This window comes from Aeromonas sp. R5-1, from assembly GCF_040908265.1.
GTDB classification, from domain to species: domain Bacteria; phylum Pseudomonadota; class Gammaproteobacteria; order Enterobacterales; family Aeromonadaceae; genus Aeromonas; species Aeromonas caviae.
On record NZ_JBFODJ010000130.1, the window covers coordinates 189,128 to 209,235 of the forward strand.

Here is a 20,108-nt window from a genome sequence, read left to right on the forward strand (position 1 = left end):
GCATGGTAACCGAACTGTGCCATCAATAAAACCGTGAATTAATCGTGAACTGTCGCTGGCATTATATCCTCGCGACCCCGAACATGCCCCCCAAAGTTGCCCGCCAGCCCGGAATGACTATGCAAACTGAGATCGAGATAAAGTTTTTCGTCACCAGCAATATTCAAGAATCCATCTCCAACCTTCTGAATTCACTAGAGATTATCTCTTCCAATCAAGCCGCTCTTGGCAACGTCTATTTCGACACGCCCGACCTGGGTTTGCGTGGGCTCGAGATGGGGTTGCGCATTCGTCGCAGCGATGATTTTTCCGAGCAGACCATCAAGTGCCGGGGGCAGGTCGTGGGCGGATTGCACGCCAGACCCGAGTACAACACCCCGGTGGAGGGAACCATTCCGACCCTGTCTGCCTTTCCTGCCGATATCTGGCCGAGTCTGGTGGTGCGCGATGAACTCCAGAGCCGTCTGGTGGCCCAGTTCAGCACCGATTTCCTGCGCCGCCACTGGCTGATCGCATTCGGAGATGCCGAGATCGAGCTGGCCTGGGATCAGGGGGAGATTGTCGGTGCCCTGGGGCGTATCGGGATCGACGAGCTGGAGCTGGAGCTGAAATCCGGCGATGCCCGCGCCCTGTTCACCCTGGCGAGCAAGCTGGCGGCGCTGGGAGGATTGCGGCTGGGTGCCCAGTCCAAGGCGCAGCGCGGATACAGGCTGGCTGGGCTTGGCAAGCCACTGGCCGTGCAGCCCCTGCAAAGGATTGTGGGCAAAGATCAGAAGGTCAGCATTACCCTGGGTCTGCAGCACTGGCAGCATCATGAGCAGCTCTGGCTCGAGAGTGGCGATGCTGGCGAACAACAACGGGCGCTGCATGCCCTGCTCGAGGGGGTATCCCTGGTTGCCGAGGCAGCAGGCACGCTGACGGTGCCCCCCTCCTGGCTGGCCGACCTGCAGGCGCAACAGCGTCTGATGGTGCAGGTGGCCGGGGATCGTGCATCACTGCATGCCCTGTTCCACCATGCCGACCTGGTGGGCCTGCAGCTGTCCATCGCGGCCTGGCTGCATCTGGGGGAGTGAATCTTAAGTGGTGCAGAGCGCAAAAAGGTGAGCCCGGGCTCACCTTTTTTATGGCAGTTGCACCTTGAACGGCGCTATCAGTTCACCACGGCCACGTTGATGGTGCCGTTGCCCTGGGTCATGCGGACCCGGGCGCCAGGCACAAAGGTGGGGCTGGCCTTTTGTACCACCACGATGGATTCGCCGTTCTCTTTCTTGATCTCGAGCTCGACCCCGTCAACCTGGTTGAGTTTGTCCCCTGCCGCCTTGCCGGCCGCCGCACCCGCGATGGCGCCACCGGCCGCCGCGATGTCACTGCCACGACCGCCGCCTATGGTGCTGCCGAGCAGGCCGCCGACCACGGCACCGCCAATGGTGCCGATCAGCGAGTTTTCATCGGCCTGGATCTTGACGGGGCGGGTGGAGAGGATGGTGCCATAGCTGACGGTCTGTACCTGCTTGGCGCGATCCTTGGTGTAGACATCGCCGGAGTAGACGTCGCTGTTGGCACAGCCGGTGATGGCGGTGGTGGCCGCCAGCAGGGTGACGAGAGCAATACGTTTGAACATGATGGGCCTCCTGGGCGGGCATCGGATTAATCTGGTGATGAATTGCACTTTACGTCAACCAGATTGCGCATTAAACCCGCAAAGTGTAACCAATTATGTGGCCGGAAGGCTCCCGTGCCGGTGGTGGATGGTCAGGTCAGGGCTTTTTCCAGCAGCAGGCGATCCTCGCCTGGCCCGAAGTAGCCTCTCTCTTCTGCCAACTGCTGATAACCCAGCCTGAAGTAGAGGCGCTGGGCCGGATTGGCGGGATCAACGGTCAGTCTGACCCGCTCAACTTCCAGTTTCAGCAGTCCCTGCTCCACCTGCAACATCATTTGCTCGGCCAGGCCGAAGCCGCGCGCTTCGGGGCGCACCGCGAGGGAGAGCAGCCAGCCCTGCGACCGATCCTGACCAAGCCCGCCCAGGGCATAGCCCAGCAGCCGGCCTTCCCGCTCCGCGACAACCAGCAGTTCGGGCCACAGATCCATGGCCTGGCGAAAGAAGAAACCGGGGTAGACATCCTCGCCGAAGACATCGGCATCTATCTGCCAGATGGCGTGCATGTCGGTGTGGGTGGCAAGGCGCAATACGGGGGACGAGTGCATCGGGGCTCCTCTCATCGGGTCTCTGCTGCGGGGCAGCCAAAAAGGAGGCACAGGGTAGAAGGGGCGGGGAGTCGATGCAAGGGGGGCATTTGTGGCATGCCGCGGATAAAGAAACAGGGCCCGCAGGCCCTGTGTCATCAGAGGAGGCTGGTCGCCTGCTCCAGCCAGGCGAGATCCTCGCCCTCCAGCAGCGGGCTCAGACGGCGGTAGACCTCCGCATGGTATTCGTTGATCCAGCGGAACTCCGCCGGGCTCAGCAGGCTGCGATCGATGAGGCGGATGTCGAACGGCACATAGGTCAGTCGCTCGAAGCCCAGCATCGTCAGCTCGCCACGGGCCTCCTGTTCGGTCACCACCACCAGGTTTTCACAGCGGATGCCGAAGGCATCTTCCCGGTAGTAGCCCGGCTCGTTGGAGAGCACCATGCCCGGCTGCAGGGCCACCAGGCTGCCCTTGGGGGCGATGCGCTGCGGGCCTTCGTGCACGCTGAGGAAGTGGCCGACCCCGTGGCCGGTGCCATGGTCGTAGTTGTAGCCGGCTTGCCACAGGGGCATGCGGGCCAGCACGTCGAGCTGGATGCCGGCAGTGCCGCGGGGGAAGCGGGCCTGATCCAGGGCAATATGACCTTGCAGCACCCGGGTAAACATGGCCCTGTGCTCGTCGGTCACCTCACCCACCTTGACGGTGCGGGTGATGTCGGTGGTGCCGTCCAGGTACTGGGCGCCGGAGTCCACCAGATAGATGCTGTCCTGGCCGAAGGCCCGCGGGGTACCGTTGGTGTGGCGGTAGTGGCACATGGCTGCGTTGGGGCCGAGTGCCGAGATGGTGTCGAAGCTCGGCTCCACATAGTGCTCCTGCTCGTGGCGGAAGGCTTCCAGCTGGTCGGCCAGGGTGCCTTCGTCCACACCGTCGAACTCGCCGCTGGCGATCAGGCGATCCAGCCAGGCCAGGAAGCGGGTGACGGCAACGCCGTCGCGCAGGTGGGCGGCACGCATGCCGGCCAGCTCCACGGGGTTCTTGCACGCCTTGGGCAGCATGGTGGGATCCTGGCCGGCCACCAGAATGGCGCCTGCCTCTTCCATCACGAGCTGGGTCCAGGCGTTGGCGGTGTTGGGGTCGGCCAGCACCTTCTGCTGATCCTCGCCGATGCGCTGCAACACGTCACCCAGCTTGTCGATGGGGTAGACGGAGACATCCTGCCCCACGTGCTGGCTGAAGGCGAAGCAGTCGATCTTGTCGGTATCGACGAAGAAATCCATGGTGGTGTTGGCGTAGAGTACCGCAAAGCCCAGCACCACCGGCAGGCGTTCCACGTCGCGACCACGCAGGTTGAGCAGCCAGTTGATGGGCTCGGCCTGGGTCAGCAGCACCGCATCCAGCCCGCGCTTGCGCAGATCGCTGGCCAGCATTTCGCGCTTGGCCTGGCTGGACTGGCCCGCCAGCTCCTCGCTGTAGAGGATGACAGGGCTCTTGGTCGGGGCGGGACGATCGCTCCAGTGCAGATCGATGGGGTTCTCGTCGATGCGCACCAGCTCGATGCCGTGATCGGCCAGTACGGCGTTGGCGTTCTGATACCAGGCCAGGCTGTGCAGGCGGGCATCGAAACCGACCCGGGAGCCTGAGGGCAACTGCTCCGCCAGCCACTGCACGTGGGGGTCTTCATTGAGGTGGAGAAACTCGAACAGCTCGGCCGGCGCCTGCATGCGCGCCTGCACGGTATAACGACCGTCGATGAACAGGGCCGCCCGATGCGCCATGATGATGGCGAGCCCGGCGGAGCCGTTGAAACCCGTGATCCAGTCCAGCCGCTCGGCATAGGCGGGAATGTACTCCCCCAGATGCTCGTCGTCGTGGGGAACGATGAAGGCGTCCAGCTCCAGCGTGGCCAGTGTGGCCCTGACCTGGGCGACGCGGGTTTCAATAATCTCGAAATGGTTCATGTCGTTATTGCCAGCTTGTGGTGATGTGAGTGTTCATTGATGGTGGCCGCCTGCCAGGATCTGTCTGATCGACTGGCCTGCCGCCTCGATGTGTTGCTTGAGCAGTACCACTGCTTCGTGCTTGCGCCGGGCGCGGCACAGTTCAAGGAGTCGGGCGTGCTCCCGCTCGGCCTTGTCCACGCCGCCCTGGGCGAACAGCAGTTCGAAACGCACATAGCGGTCGCAGCTCAGATTGATCTGGGCGATCAGTTCCAGTGCCTGGGGGCGATTGGCTGCCTGGTAGAGGGTGGCGTGAAAGCGGTGATTCAACTCGGCCCAGTGTTCGATCTGGGTGCCAGACTCCAGCGCCAGATCAAACTGGGCGAGGATGGCTTGCGCCTGGGCGAAGGTCTCCTCCGTCATCAGGTCGACGGCGTGGAACAGGGTATCGGCTTCGAGCAGTGCCCGCAAATAAAAGAGCTCCTCGATGGCCGAGGCATCCAGCATGGTCACCACGGCGCCGCGATGGGCCTCGAACTTCACCAGCCCCTGGGCTTCCAGTTGCATCAGGGCTTCTCGCACCGGGATGCGGCTCACCGCCAGCTCCTTGGCGATGGCGTCCTGGCGCAGGGGGGCGCCCGCTGCAAACTCGCCACGCAATATCCGGCCACGGAGGTTCTCCATCACCATCTGGGTTCGGGTCTTGTAAGGTGGGGTCATGCTGGGGTCACGGGCAGGTTGCAAAATTGTATATTGTATAAAGTTTGGCTGAATCTAACGCGCAAGGGCCGTCAAGGCAAGGCTTGGCGGGAGCCATATGCCGCGCATCGGCCAAAAAAATACCGGCCAGCAGGGCTGACCGGTACGGGATTGTGAGACGCGAGGCGCGTTTCTTACAACTGCGGGCCCGCCGCGACCAGGCGTTTGCCTTCGTCGTTGTCGGTGAAGCGCTCGAAGTTCTTGATGAAGCGCCCGGCCAGATCGGCCGCCTTGGCATCCCACTCGGCCTGGTCGGCGTAAGTGTCTCGCGGATCTAGGATGGCGGGGTTGACGCCCGGCAGCTCGGTCGGCACTTCCAGGTTGAACACCGGCAGTACCTTGGTCGGCGCCTTCTCGATGGAACCATCCAGGATGGCGTCGATGATGCCACGGGTATCCTTGATGGAGATCCGCTTGCCGGTGCCGTTCCAGCCGGTGTTGACCAGATAGGCTTCAGCCCCTGCCGCTTCCATCCGTTTCACCAGCTCCTGGCCGTACTTGGTCGGGTGCAGGCTGAGGAAAGCCGCGCCGAAGCAGGAGGAGAAGGTCGGGGTCGGCTCTGTGATGCCGCGCTCGGTACCGGCCAGCTTGGCGGTAAAGCCGGACAGGAAGTGGTACTTGGTCTGCTCCTTGGTCAGCTTAGCGACCGGGGGCAGCACACCGAAGGCGTCTGCGGTCAGGAAGATCACCTTGGTGGCGTGACCCGCCTTGGAGACCGGCTTGACGATGTTGTCGATGTGATAGATGGGGTAGGAGACCCGGGTATTCTCGGTGCGGGAACCGTCGTCGAAGTCGATGGTGCCATCGGCGGCCACGGTCACGTTCTCCAGCAGCGCATCGCGGCGGATGGCGTGGTAGATGTCCGGCTCGGCCTCTTCGGAGAGCTTGATGGTCTTGGCGTAGCAGCCCCCTTCGAAGTTGAACACGCCGTGATCATCCCAGCCGTGCTCGTCATCGCCGATCAGCTGACGCTTGGGATCGGTGGAGAGGGTGGTTTTGCCGGTGCCGGAGAGGCCGAAGAAGATGGCCACGTCCCCATCCTTGCCCACGTTGGCGGAGCAGTGCATGGAGGCGATGCCGCGCAGGGGAAGGAAGTAGTTCATCATGGAGAACATGCCCTTCTTCATCTCGCCACCGTACCAGGTGCCGCCGATGAGTTGCATCTTCTCGGTCATGTTGAAGGCGACGAAGTTCTCGGAGTTGAGACCTTGCTCCTTCCAGTTCGGGTTGGTGCACTTGGCACCGTTCATCACCACGAAGTCCGGTTTGAAGGTCTTCAGCTCCTCTTCGCTCGGGCGGATGAACATGTTCTTCACGAAGTGCGCCTGCCAGGCCACCTCGGTGATGATGCGCACCGCCAGGCGGGTGTCCGGGTTGGCGCCGCAGAAGCCGTCCACCACGAACAGACGCTTGCCGGACAGCTGTTTGGTGACCAGCCCTTTCAGATGTGACCACACTTCCGGGGTAATCGCCTTGTTATCGTTTTTACCCTGGTCAGACCACCACACAGTATCCTGGGTAGTGGCATCTTTGACGATATATTTATCTTTAGGGGAGCGGCCGGTGAAGATGCCGGTGTTGACGTTGACGGCGCCAAGCTCGGTGACGACGCCACGTTCGAAGCCCTCAAGGTCTGAGCGGGTCTCTTCAGCGAAAAGCTGCTCATAGGAGGGGTTGCGAACGATTTCCTGGCTGTTTTTGATACCGTATTGGTCCAGCTTCAGTTGTTGGGCCAGGGTGGGTTCTACCACGATTGTCATTGTATTCTCCTGGGTTCAGAGGTGTGTAGGGTTCTATCTGACGTTCATGCTACCACCTAGGTGGTAGTTTTTAGCGATCGCCATCAAACTTTATAAAATAGGGTATTTTTTTGTTATTTAAGTTAAAGGCGGGTTTTGCCCGCCTTTGATTAGTGTAACTGGTTTGCATCATTACCGGGAGCCCTGCTGAACAGGGTTTCGATGTCTATCCCGTCGAATTCGTAGTGGGCGCCGCAGTAATCGCAGTGCATGTCGATCTTGCCGAGCTCCTGCACCATGGATACCGCTTCCTCCTTGTCTATCTGCAGCAAGGCCCCTTCGCAACGGGCGCGGGAGCAGGTGCAGCGGAACTCGATGGCCTGGGGATCGAACACCCGTACCTTGTCCTGGTGGTAGAGGCGGTAGAGGATCTCTTCCGCGTCCAGACCGAACAGCTCCACGTCCTTGATGGTGGTGGTGAGCTGGACCAGGTGGTCGAAATCTTCGCTGTGATCCTCGCTCTGGGCCGGCAGCTCCTGCAGCAAGATGCCCGCCGCACGGGGCTCGCCCTCGTGGTGGCCGGTGCGGATCCAGAGGCGGGTGGCCAGTTGTTCGGACTGGGCGAAGTAGTGCTCCAGACAGGCCGCCAGGGTGTCGGCCTCCAGGGCGATGATGCCCTGATAGCGCTCTCCCTGATCCGGAGTGATGGTGATGACCAGATGGCCGTTGCCGATCAGGCTTTGCAGCTTGCCGTCCGTCGGCAATTCCCCTTCATAGCGTGCCACGCCGCGCAATTGCTGGTTGTTGTCGCCGTTGATGACGGCCAGACGCACCGGACCGTCCCCCTGCAGCTGCACCGTGATGGAGCCTTCGAACTTGAGGGTGGCGGTCAGCAGGCTGGTGGCAACCAGCAGCTCGCCCAGCAGGTGCTGCACCTGTACCGGGTAGTTCTGGGCGTCGATGATGTGGCGGTAGGTACGATCCAGCTGGACCAGCTCCCCACGCACTTCGTACTCTTCGAACAGATAGCGATACAGGAGGTCTTGGTTACTCATCATGGTTTCCTAGGATGTTCTTGGGGAAAAATAAACACATTGTTAAACAGGTGGTTAGGAACTAATTCCTCCACCTGTCGTCATAACGGGGCCACAGACGCGGATTAGGATTGCTTGACCCGGATAAGCTGGCGTCGCTCCTGCTTGTCGGGTCGGCGCTCCGGGCTTGGGGCAAACTGGCTGTTGAAGCGGCGGGCTTCGCTGTTTTCGGCCCGTTTCTTCAGGCTGGCCTCTGTCTCTTCATAGAGTTGCTGGGCCAGCGGGGCGGATTTGCGCTGCTCGCTCACCTCGAGCACCCGCACCTCCCGCTCGTCCTGGCCTTGCCAGAATCGCACCAGGGCGCCGACCTCGACCGCCTTGCCCGGCTTGGTGCGCTGGCCGTTGTAGTGCACCTTGCCGCCGTCGATCTGATCCCGCGCCAGACTGCGGGTCTTGTAAAAGCGGGCGGCCCACAGCCACTTGTCGAGACGGACCTGAGTGCTGCTTTGTGCTGGATTCGACATGGATCGGCTCCGGGATGGCTGAAAAGGTGCCTGATTATACCAGAGGCGGGCCCCGGGATAGAAACAGGGGGCATCCGGGTGTGACGGAAACTGAATTTTCACCCCTTGGTCCCATCCGGTCGGTTGTCTCTGGGTCCATTGCCGTACACAATAGCCAACCGACTTGGATGCCAGACAATTTTGAGAAAGATGACGCTACCGTTCAGGGATGATTTGTTGACTTCCCTTCTGGCTCGCTGCAAGGCCATGCCACTCTCCCGTTTCAGCCAGCCCCTGTTCTGGCTTCTGCTGCTGTTGCTGGCCCAGCAGTGTGCCGTGCTCACCTGGCGCCTGTACGAACTGGCCCAGCCCGCTCCCCTGACCCCCTGGCAACCCTCGGTCACCTCGGTGCAGGGGAGTGGCGGCGATCGCCTCGATCTTGGCAACCTCAGCCGCCTCTCTCTCTTTGGCAAGGCGCTGCAACCCCAGGCGGACAAGGCGGCAGAGACGGTGGCGGCGGATGCCCCGAAAACCCAGCTCAACGCCCAGCTCAACGGGGTGCTGGCAAGCTCGGATCCCGCCAAGTCCATCGCCATCATCGCCCACAACGGGACACAGAACTCTTACGGCATCGGAGACTACATCGACGGTACCCAGGCCAGGATACGCCAGGTGTTTGCCGATCGGGTCATCATCGCCCGGGACGGCCGTGACGAGACCCTGATGCTGGACGGGGAAGAGTATGGCAAGCCCCTGCCCAAACCGGCCCGCCAGGAGGGACTCTCCTCCGTGCGCAGCGAACTGCTGGGCAACCCGGGCAAGATCACCGATTACCTCAATATTTCTCCGGTCCGGGTGGACGGTCGCATGACCGGCTATCGCCTCAACCCGGGTCGCAATCCGGAACTGTTCAATCAACTCGGACTGGTCGCCAACGATCTGGCGGTCAGCATCAACGGCCTGGATCTGCGTGACAACGCCCAGGCCATGCAGGCGATGCAGCAGGTGGCGGGCGCCACGGAAATGACCGTCACCGTCGAGCGGCAAGGACAGCTCTACGACGTCTATGTCGGCTTGTCAGAATAATGAATTGGAGTAGCACCAAGAATGACAAATAAAGGGAAGGGCTGGCGTCTGGCCACCATGGCGGCAGCCTTGATGATGGCCGGTTCTGCCTGGGCCACCGAGTATTCCGCCAGTTTCAAGAACGCCGACATCGAGGAGTTCATCAACACGGTCGGCAAGAACCTGAACAAAACCATCATCATAGAGCCATCGGTACGCGGCAAGATCAACGTGCGCAGCTATGACCTGCTCAACGAGGATCAGTACTACCAGTTCTTCCTGAGCGTGCTCGACGTTTACGGCTTTGCCGTGGTGCCCATGAACAACGGCGTGCTCAAGGTAGTGCGCTCCAAGGATGCCAAGACCTCGGCCATCCCCGTGGTGGATGACACCAACCCCGGCGTGGGTGACGAGATGGTGACCCGGGTGGTACCGGTGCGCAATGTCTCGGTCCGTGAACTGGCCCCCCTGCTGCGTCAGCTCAACGACAACGCCGGCGGCGGCAACGTGGTCCACTACGAGCCCTCCAACGTGCTGCTCATCACCGGCCGCGCCGCCGTGGTCAACCGCCTGGTGGAGGTGGTTCGCCGGGTGGACAAGGCGGGGGATCAGGACATGGACGTCATCAAGCTCAAGTTCGCCTCCGCCGGCGAGATGGTGCGGCTGGTGACCAACCTCAACAAGGATGGCAGCAATCAGGGGGCCAACGCCTCGCTGCTGCTCTCCCCCAAGGTGGTGGCCGACGAGCGCACCAACTCCGTGGTCATCAGCGGCGAGCCCAAGGCCCGTGCCCGCATCATCCAGATGGTGCGCCAGCTCGACCGGGATCTGCAGAGCCAGGGCAACACCCGGGTCTTCTACCTGAAATATGGCAAGGCCAAGGATCTGGTGGACGTCCTCAAGGGGGTCAGCTCCAGCATCGCCGCCGACAAGAAGGGCGGGGCGGCTGCCACGGCCACGGGCGGTGCCAGCATCGGCGGCGGCCAGCTCGCCATCTCCGCCGACGAGACCACCAATGCCCTGGTGATCACCGCCCAGCCGGACGTGATGGCCGAGCTGGAGCAGGTCATCGCCAAGCTCGACATTCGTCGTGCCCAGGTGCTGGTGGAGGCCATCATCGTCGAGATATCGGATGGTGACGGCATGAACCTCGGGGTGCAGTGGGCCAACACCAATGGCGGCGGCACCCAGTTCACCGACACCGGTCTGCCCATCGGCTCCCTGGCCATCGCCGCCAAGGATTACAAAGACAACGGCAACACCGACGGCCTGTCATCCCTGGCGGGCAGCTTCAGCGGCATGGCGGCAGGCTTCTATCACGGAGACTGGGCGGCGCTGGTGACGGCGCTCTCCACCAACAGCAAGAACGACATCCTCTCCACCCCGAGCATCGTCACCATGGACAACAAGGAGGCCTCCTTCAACGTCGGTCAGGAAGTGCCGGTGCAGAGCGGCTCCCAGAGCTCCACCACCAGCGATCAGGTGTTCAACACCATAGAGCGCAAGACGGTGGGGACCAAGCTGGTGGTGACGCCCCAGATCAACGAAGGAGATTCCGTGCTGCTCAACATCGAGCAGGAAGTCTCCAGCGTGGCACAGAAGCAGGCGACCGGGACCGCCAACCTGGGCCCCACCTTCGATACCCGTACCGTGAAGAACGCCGTGCTGGTCAAGAGCGGCGAGACAGTGGTGCTGGGCGGCCTGATGGACGAACAGACCCAGGAGCAGATCTCCAAGGTGCCCCTGCTCGGGGACATTCCGGTGCTGGGCTACCTGTTCCGTTCCTCCAAGACCTCCACCGCCAAGCGCAACCTGATGGTCTTCATCCGCCCGACCATATTGCGTGACGCCAATGTCTACTCCGGGGTCTCCAGCAACAAGTACACCTTGTTCAGGGCCGAACAGCTGAGCCGGGCTGCGGAAGAGGGCTATGCCACCTCGCCGGCTCGCCAGGTGCTGCCCGCCTATGGCCAGGACGTGATGATGTCCCCCGAGGTGCAGCAGCAGATCCAGAGAATGCAGGCCCAGCAGCAGGCGACTGCCACCGGCGTGCGCGCCCAGGTGCAGGAGCAGCCCTTCGTGCAGAGCAAGCCCTGATGGCCGCCTACCAGCTCGATGGCAGCGAGCTGCCGGCTCCCCTGCCGGAACTGCCGTTCGCGTTTGCCCGCAACTTCGGGGCCATCCTGACCGAGCGCCAGGGTGCCCCGGTGCTGCTCTGTCGTCAGGGGATCGCCCCCCAGACCCTGCTGGAGGTGCGACGGGTGGCGGGCTGTGCCTTCGCGGTGGAGCAGCTTGGCAACGACGAGTTCGAAACGCTCCTGATGGCCCACTATCAGCGTGACTCCTCCGAGGCGCGTCAGTTGATGGAGGATCTCGGCAACGAGATGGACTTCTTTGCCCTGGCCGAAGAGCTGCCCCAGAGCGAGGATCTGCTGGACGCCGACGACGACGCCCCCATCATTCGCCTCATCAATGCCATGTTGAGCGAGGCGATAAAAGAAGAGGCGTCCGATATCCACATCGAGACCTTCGAGCGGGCCCTGGTGATCCGTTTTCGCATCGATGGGGTGCTGCGGGAGATCCTGCGCCCCCATCGCAAACTCGCCTCCCTGCTGGTGTCGCGCATCAAGGTCATGTCGCGCATGGACATCGCCGAGAAGCGGGTGCCCCAGGATGGCCGCATCTCACTGCGCATCGGCGGCCGCGCCGTCGACGTGCGGGTCTCCACCATGCCCTCCAGCTACGGCGAACGGGTGGTATTGCGACTGCTCGACAAGAACAACGTGCGCCTCGAGCTCAAGCAGCTCGGCATGACGCTGGCCAACCGCAACATCATCAGCGAACTCATTCGCAAGCCCCACGGCATCATTCTGGTGACGGGCCCGACCGGCTCGGGCAAGTCCACCACCCTTTATGCGGCCCTCTCGGAGATCAACTCCCGGGATCGCAACATCCTGACCGTCGAAGACCCCATCGAATATGACCTCGAAGGGGTGGGCCAGACCCAGGTCAACAGCAAGGTGGACATGACCTTCGCCCGGGGCCTGCGCGCCATTCTGCGCCAGGATCCGGACGTGGTGATGGTGGGGGAAATCCGTGACCTCGAGACCGCCCAGATCGCGGTGCAGGCATCCCTCACCGGTCACCTGGTGATGTCGACCCTGCACACCAATACCGCCATCGGCGCCATCACCCGGATGCGGGACATGGGGATCGAGCCCTTCCTGCTCTCCTCGTCGCTCCTGGCGGTACTGGCCCAGCGGCTGGTGCGCACCCTCTGCCCGGATTGCCGCGCACCGCACCCTGTCACCGAGCAGGAGCGTCTGGCCATGGGCATCGAGCTTGCGCCGGATCAGCAGATCTGGCGTCCGGTGGGCTGCGAGCAGTGCAACCACACCGGCTATCGCGGCCGGACCGGCATCCACGAGCTGGTGGTGGTGGACGAGGCGGTGCGCGAGGCGATCCACAGCGCCAGCGGCGAGCTCGCCATTGAGCGGCTGATCCGGGGTCACACCCCCAGCATCCGCCGCGACGGCATCGACAAGGTGCTCAAGGGGCAGACCAGCCTCGAAGAGGTGCTGCGCGTGACCCGGGAAGACTGAAATGGCGGCATTTGAATACAAGGCTCTCGACGGCAAGGGGCGCAACAAGAGCGGCGTGCTGGAAGGGGATTCCGCCCGCCAGGTGCGCCAGCTGCTGCGCGAGCAGGGGCTGACCCCCCTCGAGGTGAATGAGACCACCGAGAAGGCCAAGCGGGAGGCGAACCGCTTCGTGCTGTTTCGCCGTGGTGCCTCCACCGCAGAACTGGCCCTCATCACCCGCCAGCTGGCGACCCTGGTGGGGGCCGGTCTCACCATCGAAGAGGCCCTCAAGGCGGTCGCCGAACAGTGCGAGAAGGCCCACCTGCGCAGCCTGGTGGCGACGGTGCGCAGCAAGGTGGTGGAGGGGTATTCCCTGGCCGATTCGCTGGGGGCCTTCCCCCATGTGTTCGACCAGCTGTTCCGCTCCATGGTGGCGGCCGGCGAAAAGTCTGGTCACCTGGAGAAGGTGCTCAACCGTCTCGCCGATTACACCGAGCAGCGCCAGCACATGCGCACCAAGCTGCTGCAGGCGATGATCTATCCCATCGTCCTCACTCTGGTGGCGGTGGGGGTCATCTCCATACTGCTCACCGCCGTGGTGCCCAAGGTGGTGGCCCAGTTCGAACACATGGGCCAGCAACTGCCGGGCACCACCCGTTTCCTCATCGGCACCAGCGAGCTGTTGCAGCACTACGGCCTCTGGTTCCTGCTGCTGCTTGGCATTGGCGGCCTGATCTGGCGCTGGTGGCTGACCGACGACAAGCGTCGTCGTCGCTGGCACCAGGTGATACTGCGCCTGCCGGTGATCGGTCGGGTCAGCCGCGGTCTCAACACCGCCCGCTTTGCCCGCACCCTGAGCATCCTCAACGCCAGCGCCGTGCCCCTGCTGGAGGGAATGAAGATCGCCGGCGAAGTGCTCTCCAACGACTATGCCCGCATGCGCATCGGTGAGGCCACCGAGCGGGTGCGGGAGGGGACCAGCCTGCGCAAGTCGCTGGATGAAACTCGAATTTTTCCGCCCATGATGCTGCACATGATCGCCTCGGGCGAGCAGAGCGGCGAGCTCGACAGCATGCTGGAGCGGGCGGCGGACAACCAGGACAGGGAGTTCGAAACCCAGGTGAACATCGCCCTCGGGGTGTTCGAGCCCATGCTGGTGGTCTCCATGGCCGGGGTGGTGCTGTTTATCGTGATGTCGATCCTGCAGCCGATCCTGGAGCTCAACAACATGGTGAATCTGTGAGGGTCGGGTGCCCGAATAGGCTTCGCCATTCGAACCTGCAAATTCAATCGAACGATCGTGGTTTAACAGTTAATCGTTGATGGCTCATGCCATCTCATTTCGTTAGGGAGTCAGTCATGCAAAAGCGTCGTCAATCGGGTTTTACCCTGCTGGAAGTGATGGTGGTCATCGTGATCCTGGGGATCCTGGCCAGCCTGGTGGTGCCCAACCTGATGGGCAACAAGGAGAAGGCGGATCAGCAAAAAGCGGTCTCCGACATAGTGGCGCTGGAAAACGCCCTCGACATGTACAAGCTGGACAACAACCGCTACCCCACTACCGAGCAGGGGCTGGACGCCCTGGTCAACAAGCCGACCGCATCCCCTGAGCCGCGCAGCTACCGTGAAGGGGGCTACATCAAGCGCCTGCCGCAGGATCCCTGGGGCAACCAGTACCAGCTGCTGAGCCCGGGCCAGTTCGGCAAGATCGACATCTTCTCCATGGGGATGGACGGCGAAGCCGGGACCGATGACGACATCGGCAACTGGAACCTGAAGGACTTCCAATAAGTGATTCCGCCGCGTCGTGCTCACCGGGCCACCCCGGGGCTGCCTGAATGAAGGTGGCCTCTTCGGCCCGTCACCAGGCCGGTTTTACCCTGCTGGAGGTGTTGCTGGTCGCCATGGTGATGGGACTGGTGGCGACCGCCGTCACCCTCAGCATGGGGGGGGCCAGGGGGGATCGGGAGCTCGACAAGCAGGCGCGCCGCTTCATGGCGACCCTGCAGCAGGCCCAGGAGTATTCGGTGATGGATGGCAGGCTGCTGGGGCTGCGGGTCGAGGAGAACGGCTGGCAGTTTATGTCCCGGGATCCCAAGGATCGCAAGTGGCGCGCCCTGACCGGTGACAAGTTGCTGGGGCCGGTGACGTTGCCGGAGGGGATGACCCTGGCGGTGGAGCTGGAAGGTTTCAACTGGCGTACTGCGTCGGACGAACGCCAGGAGCAGGGTCGGGACGAGCGCGAGCGGACACCCCAGATCCTGGTCTTTCCGGGGGGAGAGCTCTCTCCCTTCGTGCTGACCCTGAGCCAGCAGGACGAGGATCTGCACTACCTGCGCACCGTCAGGGGGGACGAGTTCGGTCGTCTCTCCCTGTTGCAGGATGAAGAGGAAGAAGAGTGAGGAGCGCCAGGCCCGCAGGGGGCGCTCTAGCGCGTCGCACCGCTCTGTCGGGCGGCCCCGCCCGGGTGCGCGGCATGACGCTGCTGGAGGTCATGGTGGCCCTGGCGGTGTTTGCCATCGCCGGGCTGGCGGTGATGAAGACCGCGAGCGAACACCTGGCCGGCCTCAATTATCTGGAGCAGAAGACCCTGGCGACCTGGGTGGTGGAGAATCAGCTGGTGCAGCAGAAGCTCGAAGGCAAGTGGCCGGGAGACAGCTGGGTGGAAGGGGACGAGGAGATGGCCGGGCAGACCTGGTACTGGCGCTATCGCGGCGTCGCCACGGCGGACAGCAACTTCAGGGCGCTGGACATGGAAGTGCGCACCGCGCCCAAGGCCGACAGCCCGGTGGCCATGATCCGGACCTATCTCAGCCGATGAACATTCATCAACGTGCGTCCATGATCCGGAGCCGGTGTCAGCCGATGATCCTGAGCAACACCCACCCATCGCACCACCGCGGCTTTACCCTGCTTGAGATGCTGGTGGCCATCGCCATCTTCGCCACCCTGAGCCTGGGGGCCTATCAGGTGCTGCAAGGGGTGCTGACCAGCGACGAGGTGGCCAAGCGCAAGGAGGCCCGTCTCTCGGAACTGCAGCTCGCCTTCAGCCTGCTGGAGCGGGACGTCACCCAGATGGTGCCGCGCAGCGGTCGCATCGACGGCGAGAACAACAAGGTGCTGCTGGCGGCGTCTCGCTTCGGCCAGCAAAGCGACGACTGGGGCATGGCCTTCATTCGCGGCGGCTGGCTTAATCCGGACGGCATACTGCCGCGCTCCGGCCTGCAACGAGTGGGTTGGCGTCTCAAGGGGCAGACCCTGGAGCGGTTGAGCTACCTCTATCCGGATCCGGCCATTGGCACCGAGCCGCGCATTCAGCCCGTGCTGACCGGCGTGACGGCGCTGCGCCTCTATTTCTACGACAAGGGACAGTGGAAGGAGGAGTGGACCCAGCGCGACCTGCTGCCCTATGGGCTGGCGGTGGAGCTGGAGCTTGAAGACTACGGCACCATCCGTCGCCAGTTCCTGATCGGAGCCGGTGGTCAGAGGGCTGAGAATGGTAACTGATCGTCGTTTTCCCCTGTCCGTCACGAAGGATGACGGCACTATTCGACGTCGCCAGTTCCTGATCGGAACCGGTGGTCAGAGGGCTGAGAATGGTAACTGATCGTCGTTTTCCCCTGTCCGTCACGGAGGATGACGGCACTATTCGACGTCGCCAGTTCCTGAACGGCGCTGGTGGCCAGAGGGCGGACAATGGCAATTAAGCGCTCCCGCCCTCCTTCGGCCCCCGGCAGACAGCGGGGCATGGCCCTGCTGGTGGTGCTGCTCATCCTCGCGGTGATGGTGATCGTCGCCAGCAACATGAGCGGCCGCCTGCAACTTGAGCTGCGCCGCACCGCCAACCTCACCCTGGGCAAGCAGGCCTGGTGGTATGCCATGTCGGCGGAGGCCCTGGTGATCAAGGTGCTGAACCAGGACTTCAAGGATGACCCGGATCGGGTGAGTCTGGGACAGAACTGGGCGCGGGAGGACGGGGTCTTCCCGGTGGAGGATGGCACTCTCTCGGGCCGGGTGCGGGATCTGCAATCCTGCTTCAACCTCAACAGCCTGAGCGTGCCCCTCAAGGAGGGGGAGAACGGCGACGATCTCGACGCCCAGCCTTACCAGTTCAAGGTGTTCCGGGCCCTGCTCGCCCAGCTCGAGGTGGATGATTACGAAGCGGTGCAGCTGACGGACGCCATCCGCGACTGGACCGACAAGGATACCCAGCTGGTCTCGAGCAACGGGGCCGAGGATGCCTACTACGAGGGACTCAATCCCCCCTACCTGGTGGCTAACCAGCGGATGCTGGGCACCGACGAATTGCGGGCAGTGCGCGGGGTGAGCGCCAGCCTGTACGCCCGGTTGGCCCCCTATGTGTGCTCCCTGCCCAATGACAAGCTGGTGGTGAACATCAACACCATCCGGCCGGAGCAGGCGGCCCTGCTGGTGGGGCTCTACCAGGGGAAGATCGGGCTGGACGATGCCAAGCGGGTGCTGACCAGCCGCCCCAAGAAGGGGTGGAAGAACAAGCAGGAGATGACGGAGCAGTTGCAGGTTCAGCCGGGTGCCATCACCGGGCTGGATGGCGCCCTGGACATCAAGAGCAGCTTCTTCGAGGCCCGCCTGCTGGCGGAGGTGGGGGAGACCCGCGCCAGGCTTGAGACCGTCTTCCAGCGTGGCAAGGACAACAAGCTGGTGATGCTGCGTCGCCTGAGCGGCGGCGCCGAATAACAAGGGGGCGTGGGGCGGTTTCGCTACCCTGCGCATCCCCCGATTGGACTGCAACCCATGGCTGTGCGCCCGCCCCCCTGAGGGAGGATCGGGCATGGCAGGAGAGACATTAGTGAGCGAGAGTCTGGTCATCCGTCTGGGGACCAATGCGCAGCAGCCAGTGCACTGGCTGGTCTGGTCGGCGCAGGAGCAGGAGATCATCGCCTCCGGCATCCTGGCCTCGGCGCACGCCCTCGGCGAGCTGCAGGAGCGTGCCGGTGGTCGCCCCGTGGTGACCCTGGTGCCCGGCAGCGATCTTATCTTCCGGCGGGTCAATCTGCCGGGCAAATACAGCCGCCAGAGTGCGGCGGCCCTGCCCTATCTGCTGGAGGAGCAGATCGCCTCAGACGTGGACGATCTGCACCTGGTGGTGCTCGGCCATCAGGGCCGCGAGGTGGATCTGATGGCGGTGGACAAGGGGAAGATGCACTCCTGGCTCGGCTGGCTGGAGCAGGCAGGGCTCAAGACCCTGCACCTGCTGCCCGACGTGCTGGCGCTGCCGCTCGCCGCCGATGGCTGGTCAGCCCTGCAACTGGGGGAGGAGTGGCTGGTCCGCCAGGGCCCCCGTCAGGGCATAGTGGCAGAGGAATCCCTGCTGGCCATGCTGCTGGCAGCGCAGACCGACCCCGTCACCCTTCACTGCCATACTCCCATCCCTGCCATGGCGGCGGGCAACTGGCAGGGGGCTGACCCGGAACTGCCCATGCTGTTGCTGGCGAAAGGGGCGCTGACCTGCCAGGCCAACCTGTTGCAGGGGCCCTATCGTCCCCAGACCGAATACGCCCGCTACTGGTTGCAGTGGCGCAAGGTGGCGGTGCTGGCAGGCGTATTGTTGCTGGTGGCCCTGGTGCAGCGCGGTGTGCATCTGCACCAGCTGGCGGAACAGGACAAGGCCCTCAAGGCGGAGATCCGGCAGGTCTACACCCGGATCTTCCCGGGGGAGACGCGTATCGTCAACGTGCGCAGCCAGATGACCCAGCACCTCCAGCAGTTGGGGCAGGCTCCCCAGGATGGCGTCCTGTTGCTCCTGACCGAGCTGGCCCCGGTGTTTGCCGAGGTGCCCGGCCTCAAGCCCGAGGTGCTGCGCTTCGATGCAGCCCGGGGCGAGCTGAGGTTGCAGGTGACGGCCCCCGGCTTCACCGAGATCGAACGTTTCCGCGAGCTGGCGGGCAAGCGCTTCGAGGTGCAGCAGGGTGAGGTGCGAAGTACCGAAGGCAAGGTCGAAGGGGCGCTGGTGCTCAAGGGGAGGTCGTCATGATGGACAAACTGCAGAGCTGGTGGCGCGGCATCAGTGCCCGCGAGCAGCGGCTGGTGGCGGTGGGGGGCAGCGTGCTGCTCATCGGGCTCTTCTACTGGGCGATCTGGCAGCCGGTGGCAAATCGCATTGCCGAGCGCGAGCGGCAGGTGGTGAACCAGCAGCAGACCCTGGCCTGGCTCAAGGAGAAGGGACAGGAGGTGCTGGCGATGCAGGGGGGACAGGGGCGCCAGATCGATACCGGCGGTACCCTGGACGGTGTGGTGAACCGCACCGCCTTCAACCAGAAGATCAAGATTGCCCGCTTGCAGCCCCAGGGTCAGGAGCTGCAGGTATGGATAGACACAGTGCCGTTCGATGATCTGCTGATCTGGCTTGCGACCCTCTCGGATCAATACGGCGTCCAGGTGCAGATCATCGAGCTGGCCCGCGAGGGGTTGGCCCCCGGGCTGGTCAAGGTCAGACGTTTGCAGTTGAGTCGTTCCCAATGAAGCGAAAAATAGTGATCGCCAGTCTCTTCCTGCTGGCCTATCTCGGTTTCCTGCTGGCCCAGTTGCCTGCATCCCTGGTGGTGCGCCATCTGCCGCTGCCCCCCAATCTGGTGCGGCTGGAGGGGGTGAGCGGCACCCTCTGGAGCGGTCAGGCCGCCCGGGTGCAATATGCCAGCGAGTCCCTCACCCAGTTGCGCTGGGATCTCGATGGCTGGTCTCTGCTGCGGCTGGCGCCCGAGGTGTCGGTGCGCTTTGGCGAGCGCAGCGGACTCAACGGGCAGGGGATCCTGGGTTGGAACGGTGCCGCTTTCGGGCGCGACATCACCCTGAATGCGCCGGCCCCCTGGGTGCTGGAGCGGGTGCCGATGAGACCCCCCTTCCCGTTGACGGCGACGGGTCAGTTGCAGCTCAAGATCGACCAGTTTGCCCAGGGCACTCCCTGGTGCGACAACCTTTACGGGGATCTTCACTGGTATGACGCACAGGCGGACACCCCGGCGGGCAAGCTGGCCCTGGGGGATCCCGAGATCACGCTCACCTGTCTCGACTCCCGGCTGGTGGCCGAGATCAAGCAGGGCTCGGAGGCGGTGCAGGTGCTGGGCAAGCTGGAGTTGCAGGCCAATCGCCAGTACCTGTTCCAGGGCACCCTGAAACCGGGTCCCGAGCTGCCGGACCAGATGAAACAGGGGCTCCCCTTCCTCGGCCAGCCCGATGGGCAGGGGCGCTTCCCGCTGCGTTATCAGGGCCGCATCTGACGGCGTTGCCCATGGTTTGAACCACCCCGCCCCGGCGGGGTGGTGTC

The 20,108-nt window shown here is 63.4% G+C and carries 20 protein-coding genes and 2 pseudogenes; 15 read left to right on the plus strand and 7 right to left on the minus strand.

The window, feature by feature from the left end:
* The first annotated feature begins 119 nt into the window (after positions 1–119).
* Positions 120–1,073 carry an inorganic triphosphatase gene (locus tag AB5Y64_RS19750; RefSeq protein ID WP_039040594.1) on the plus strand — a complete coding sequence of 318 codons (954 nt, stop codon included), beginning with the start codon at positions 120–122 and terminating at the stop codon, positions 1,071–1,073.
* Positions 1,074–1,150: 77 nt separating this feature from the next.
* On the opposite strand, the gene AB5Y64_RS19755 is transcribed toward AB5Y64_RS19750, so the two are convergent.
* The 7 genes from AB5Y64_RS19755 to hslR form a co-directional block, all read right to left on the minus strand.
* Positions 1,151–1,621, minus strand: a complete 471-nt coding sequence (locus AB5Y64_RS19755; RefSeq protein WP_010675734.1) for a glycine zipper 2TM domain-containing protein — start codon at positions 1,619–1,621, stop codon at positions 1,151–1,153.
* 131 nt (positions 1,622–1,752) lie between these two features.
* Positions 1,753–2,205 carry an N-acetyltransferase gene (locus tag AB5Y64_RS19760; protein WP_010675733.1) on the minus strand — a complete coding sequence of 151 codons (453 nt, stop codon included), beginning with the start codon at positions 2,203–2,205 and terminating at the stop codon, positions 1,753–1,755.
* Positions 2,206–2,342: 137 nt separating this feature from the next.
* Positions 2,343–4,145: an aminopeptidase P family protein gene (locus AB5Y64_RS19765; RefSeq protein WP_039040593.1), complete on the minus strand. Its 1,803-nt coding sequence runs from the start codon at positions 4,143–4,145 to the stop codon at positions 2,343–2,345.
* A gap of 33 nt (positions 4,146–4,178) precedes the next feature.
* Complete coding sequence (locus AB5Y64_RS19770) at positions 4,179–4,844, minus strand: GntR family transcriptional regulator (RefSeq protein ID WP_039040592.1); 666 nt, start codon at positions 4,842–4,844, stop codon at positions 4,179–4,181.
* A gap of 173 nt (positions 4,845–5,017) precedes the next feature.
* On the minus strand, positions 5,018–6,643 hold the full coding sequence (gene pckA, locus AB5Y64_RS19775; RefSeq protein ID WP_010675730.1) for a phosphoenolpyruvate carboxykinase (ATP): 1,626 nt from the start codon (positions 6,641–6,643) through the stop codon (positions 5,018–5,020).
* Positions 6,644–6,792: 149 nt separating this feature from the next.
* On the minus strand, positions 6,793–7,677 hold the full coding sequence (gene hslO, locus AB5Y64_RS19780) for an Hsp33 family molecular chaperone HslO (protein ID WP_039040591.1): 885 nt from the start codon (positions 7,675–7,677) through the stop codon (positions 6,793–6,795).
* A 104-nt stretch (positions 7,678–7,781) separates the two neighbouring features.
* On the minus strand, positions 7,782–8,180 hold the full coding sequence (gene hslR / locus AB5Y64_RS19785) for a ribosome-associated heat shock protein Hsp15 (protein ID WP_010675728.1): 399 nt from the start codon (positions 8,178–8,180) through the stop codon (positions 7,782–7,784).
* Between the two features lie 213 nt (positions 8,181–8,393).
* Between hslR and exeC the strand changes: the two genes are divergently transcribed.
* The 14 genes and pseudogenes from exeC to exeN all read left to right on the plus strand — a co-directional run bounded on the left by exeC (position 8,394) and on the right by exeN (position 20,061).
* Positions 8,394–9,245, plus strand: coding sequence for a GspC family type II secretion system variant ExeC (gene exeC / locus AB5Y64_RS19790; protein ID WP_272865916.1), 852 nt, complete (start codon positions 8,394–8,396; stop codon positions 9,243–9,245).
* A 21-nt stretch (positions 9,246–9,266) separates the two neighbouring features.
* Positions 9,267–11,321 carry a GspD family T2SS secretin variant ExeD gene (exeD, locus tag AB5Y64_RS19795; protein ID WP_010675726.1) on the plus strand — a complete coding sequence of 685 codons (2,055 nt, stop codon included), beginning with the start codon at positions 9,267–9,269 and terminating at the stop codon, positions 11,319–11,321.
* Positions 11,321–12,826 carry a GspE family T2SS ATPase variant ExeE gene (exeE, locus tag AB5Y64_RS19800; RefSeq protein ID WP_039040589.1) on the plus strand — a complete coding sequence of 502 codons (1,506 nt, stop codon included), beginning with the start codon at positions 11,321–11,323 and terminating at the stop codon, positions 12,824–12,826. The genes exeD and exeE overlap by 1 nt, the downstream gene beginning before the upstream one ends.
* 1 nt (position 12,827) lies before the next feature.
* A complete protein-coding gene (exeF, locus tag AB5Y64_RS19805) occupies positions 12,828–14,048 on the plus strand; it encodes a GspF family T2SS innner membrane protein variant ExeF (RefSeq protein ID WP_039040588.1) in 1,221 nt (406 codons plus the stop codon).
* A gap of 116 nt (positions 14,049–14,164) precedes the next feature.
* Complete coding sequence (exeG, locus tag AB5Y64_RS19810) at positions 14,165–14,596, plus strand: GspG family T2SS major pseudopilin variant ExeG (RefSeq protein ID WP_010675723.1); 432 nt, start codon at positions 14,165–14,167, stop codon at positions 14,594–14,596.
* Positions 14,597–14,643: 47 nt separating this feature from the next.
* Positions 14,644–15,207, plus strand: coding sequence for a GspH family T2SS minor pseudopilin variant ExeH (gene exeH / locus AB5Y64_RS19815; protein WP_368204361.1), 564 nt, complete (start codon positions 14,644–14,646; stop codon positions 15,205–15,207).
* Positions 15,208–15,272: 65 nt separating this feature from the next.
* Entirely contained in the window at positions 15,273–15,626 is a 354-nt protein-coding gene (gene exeI, locus AB5Y64_RS19820; RefSeq protein WP_257713654.1) for a GspI family T2SS minor pseudopilin variant ExeI, read from the plus strand.
* A gap of 44 nt (positions 15,627–15,670) precedes the next feature.
* Entirely contained in the window at positions 15,671–16,312 is a 642-nt protein-coding gene (gene exeJ, locus AB5Y64_RS19825) for a GspJ family T2SS minor pseudopilin variant ExeJ (protein ID WP_213320064.1), read from the plus strand.
* Positions 16,313–16,337: 25 nt separating this feature from the next.
* Positions 16,338–16,412 (plus strand): annotated as a pseudogene (locus AB5Y64_RS19830) (type II secretion system protein GspJ); the annotation flags it as partial.
* Positions 16,413–16,437: 25 nt separating this feature from the next.
* A pseudogene (locus AB5Y64_RS19835) lies at positions 16,438–16,512 on the plus strand (type II secretion system protein GspJ); the annotation flags it as partial.
* The gene (gene exeK, locus AB5Y64_RS19840) at positions 16,502–17,521 is read left to right on the plus strand and encodes a GspK family T2SS minor pseudopilin variant ExeK (protein ID WP_039040584.1); all 1,020 of its coding nucleotides are present in this window, start codon (positions 16,502–16,504) and stop codon (positions 17,519–17,521) included. The pseudogene AB5Y64_RS19835 and the gene exeK, both read left to right, overlap by 11 nt.
* A 112-nt stretch (positions 17,522–17,633) precedes the next feature.
* Positions 17,634–18,818 (plus strand): GspL family type II secretion system protein ExeL, encoded by a 1,185-nt coding sequence (gene exeL, locus AB5Y64_RS19845; RefSeq protein ID WP_103255184.1) that lies wholly within the window; start codon positions 17,634–17,636, stop codon positions 18,816–18,818.
* Positions 18,815–19,306 carry a GspM family type II secretion system protein ExeM gene (gene exeM / locus AB5Y64_RS19850; RefSeq protein ID WP_010675717.1) on the plus strand — a complete coding sequence of 164 codons (492 nt, stop codon included), beginning with the start codon at positions 18,815–18,817 and terminating at the stop codon, positions 19,304–19,306. Before exeL ends, exeM begins: the two co-directional genes overlap by 4 nt.
* Complete coding sequence (exeN, locus tag AB5Y64_RS19855; RefSeq protein ID WP_039040581.1) at positions 19,303–20,061, plus strand: GspN family type II secretion system protein ExeN; 759 nt, start codon at positions 19,303–19,305, stop codon at positions 20,059–20,061. Before exeM ends, exeN begins: the two co-directional genes overlap by 4 nt.
* The last annotated feature ends 47 nt before the right edge of the window (positions 20,062–20,108 follow it).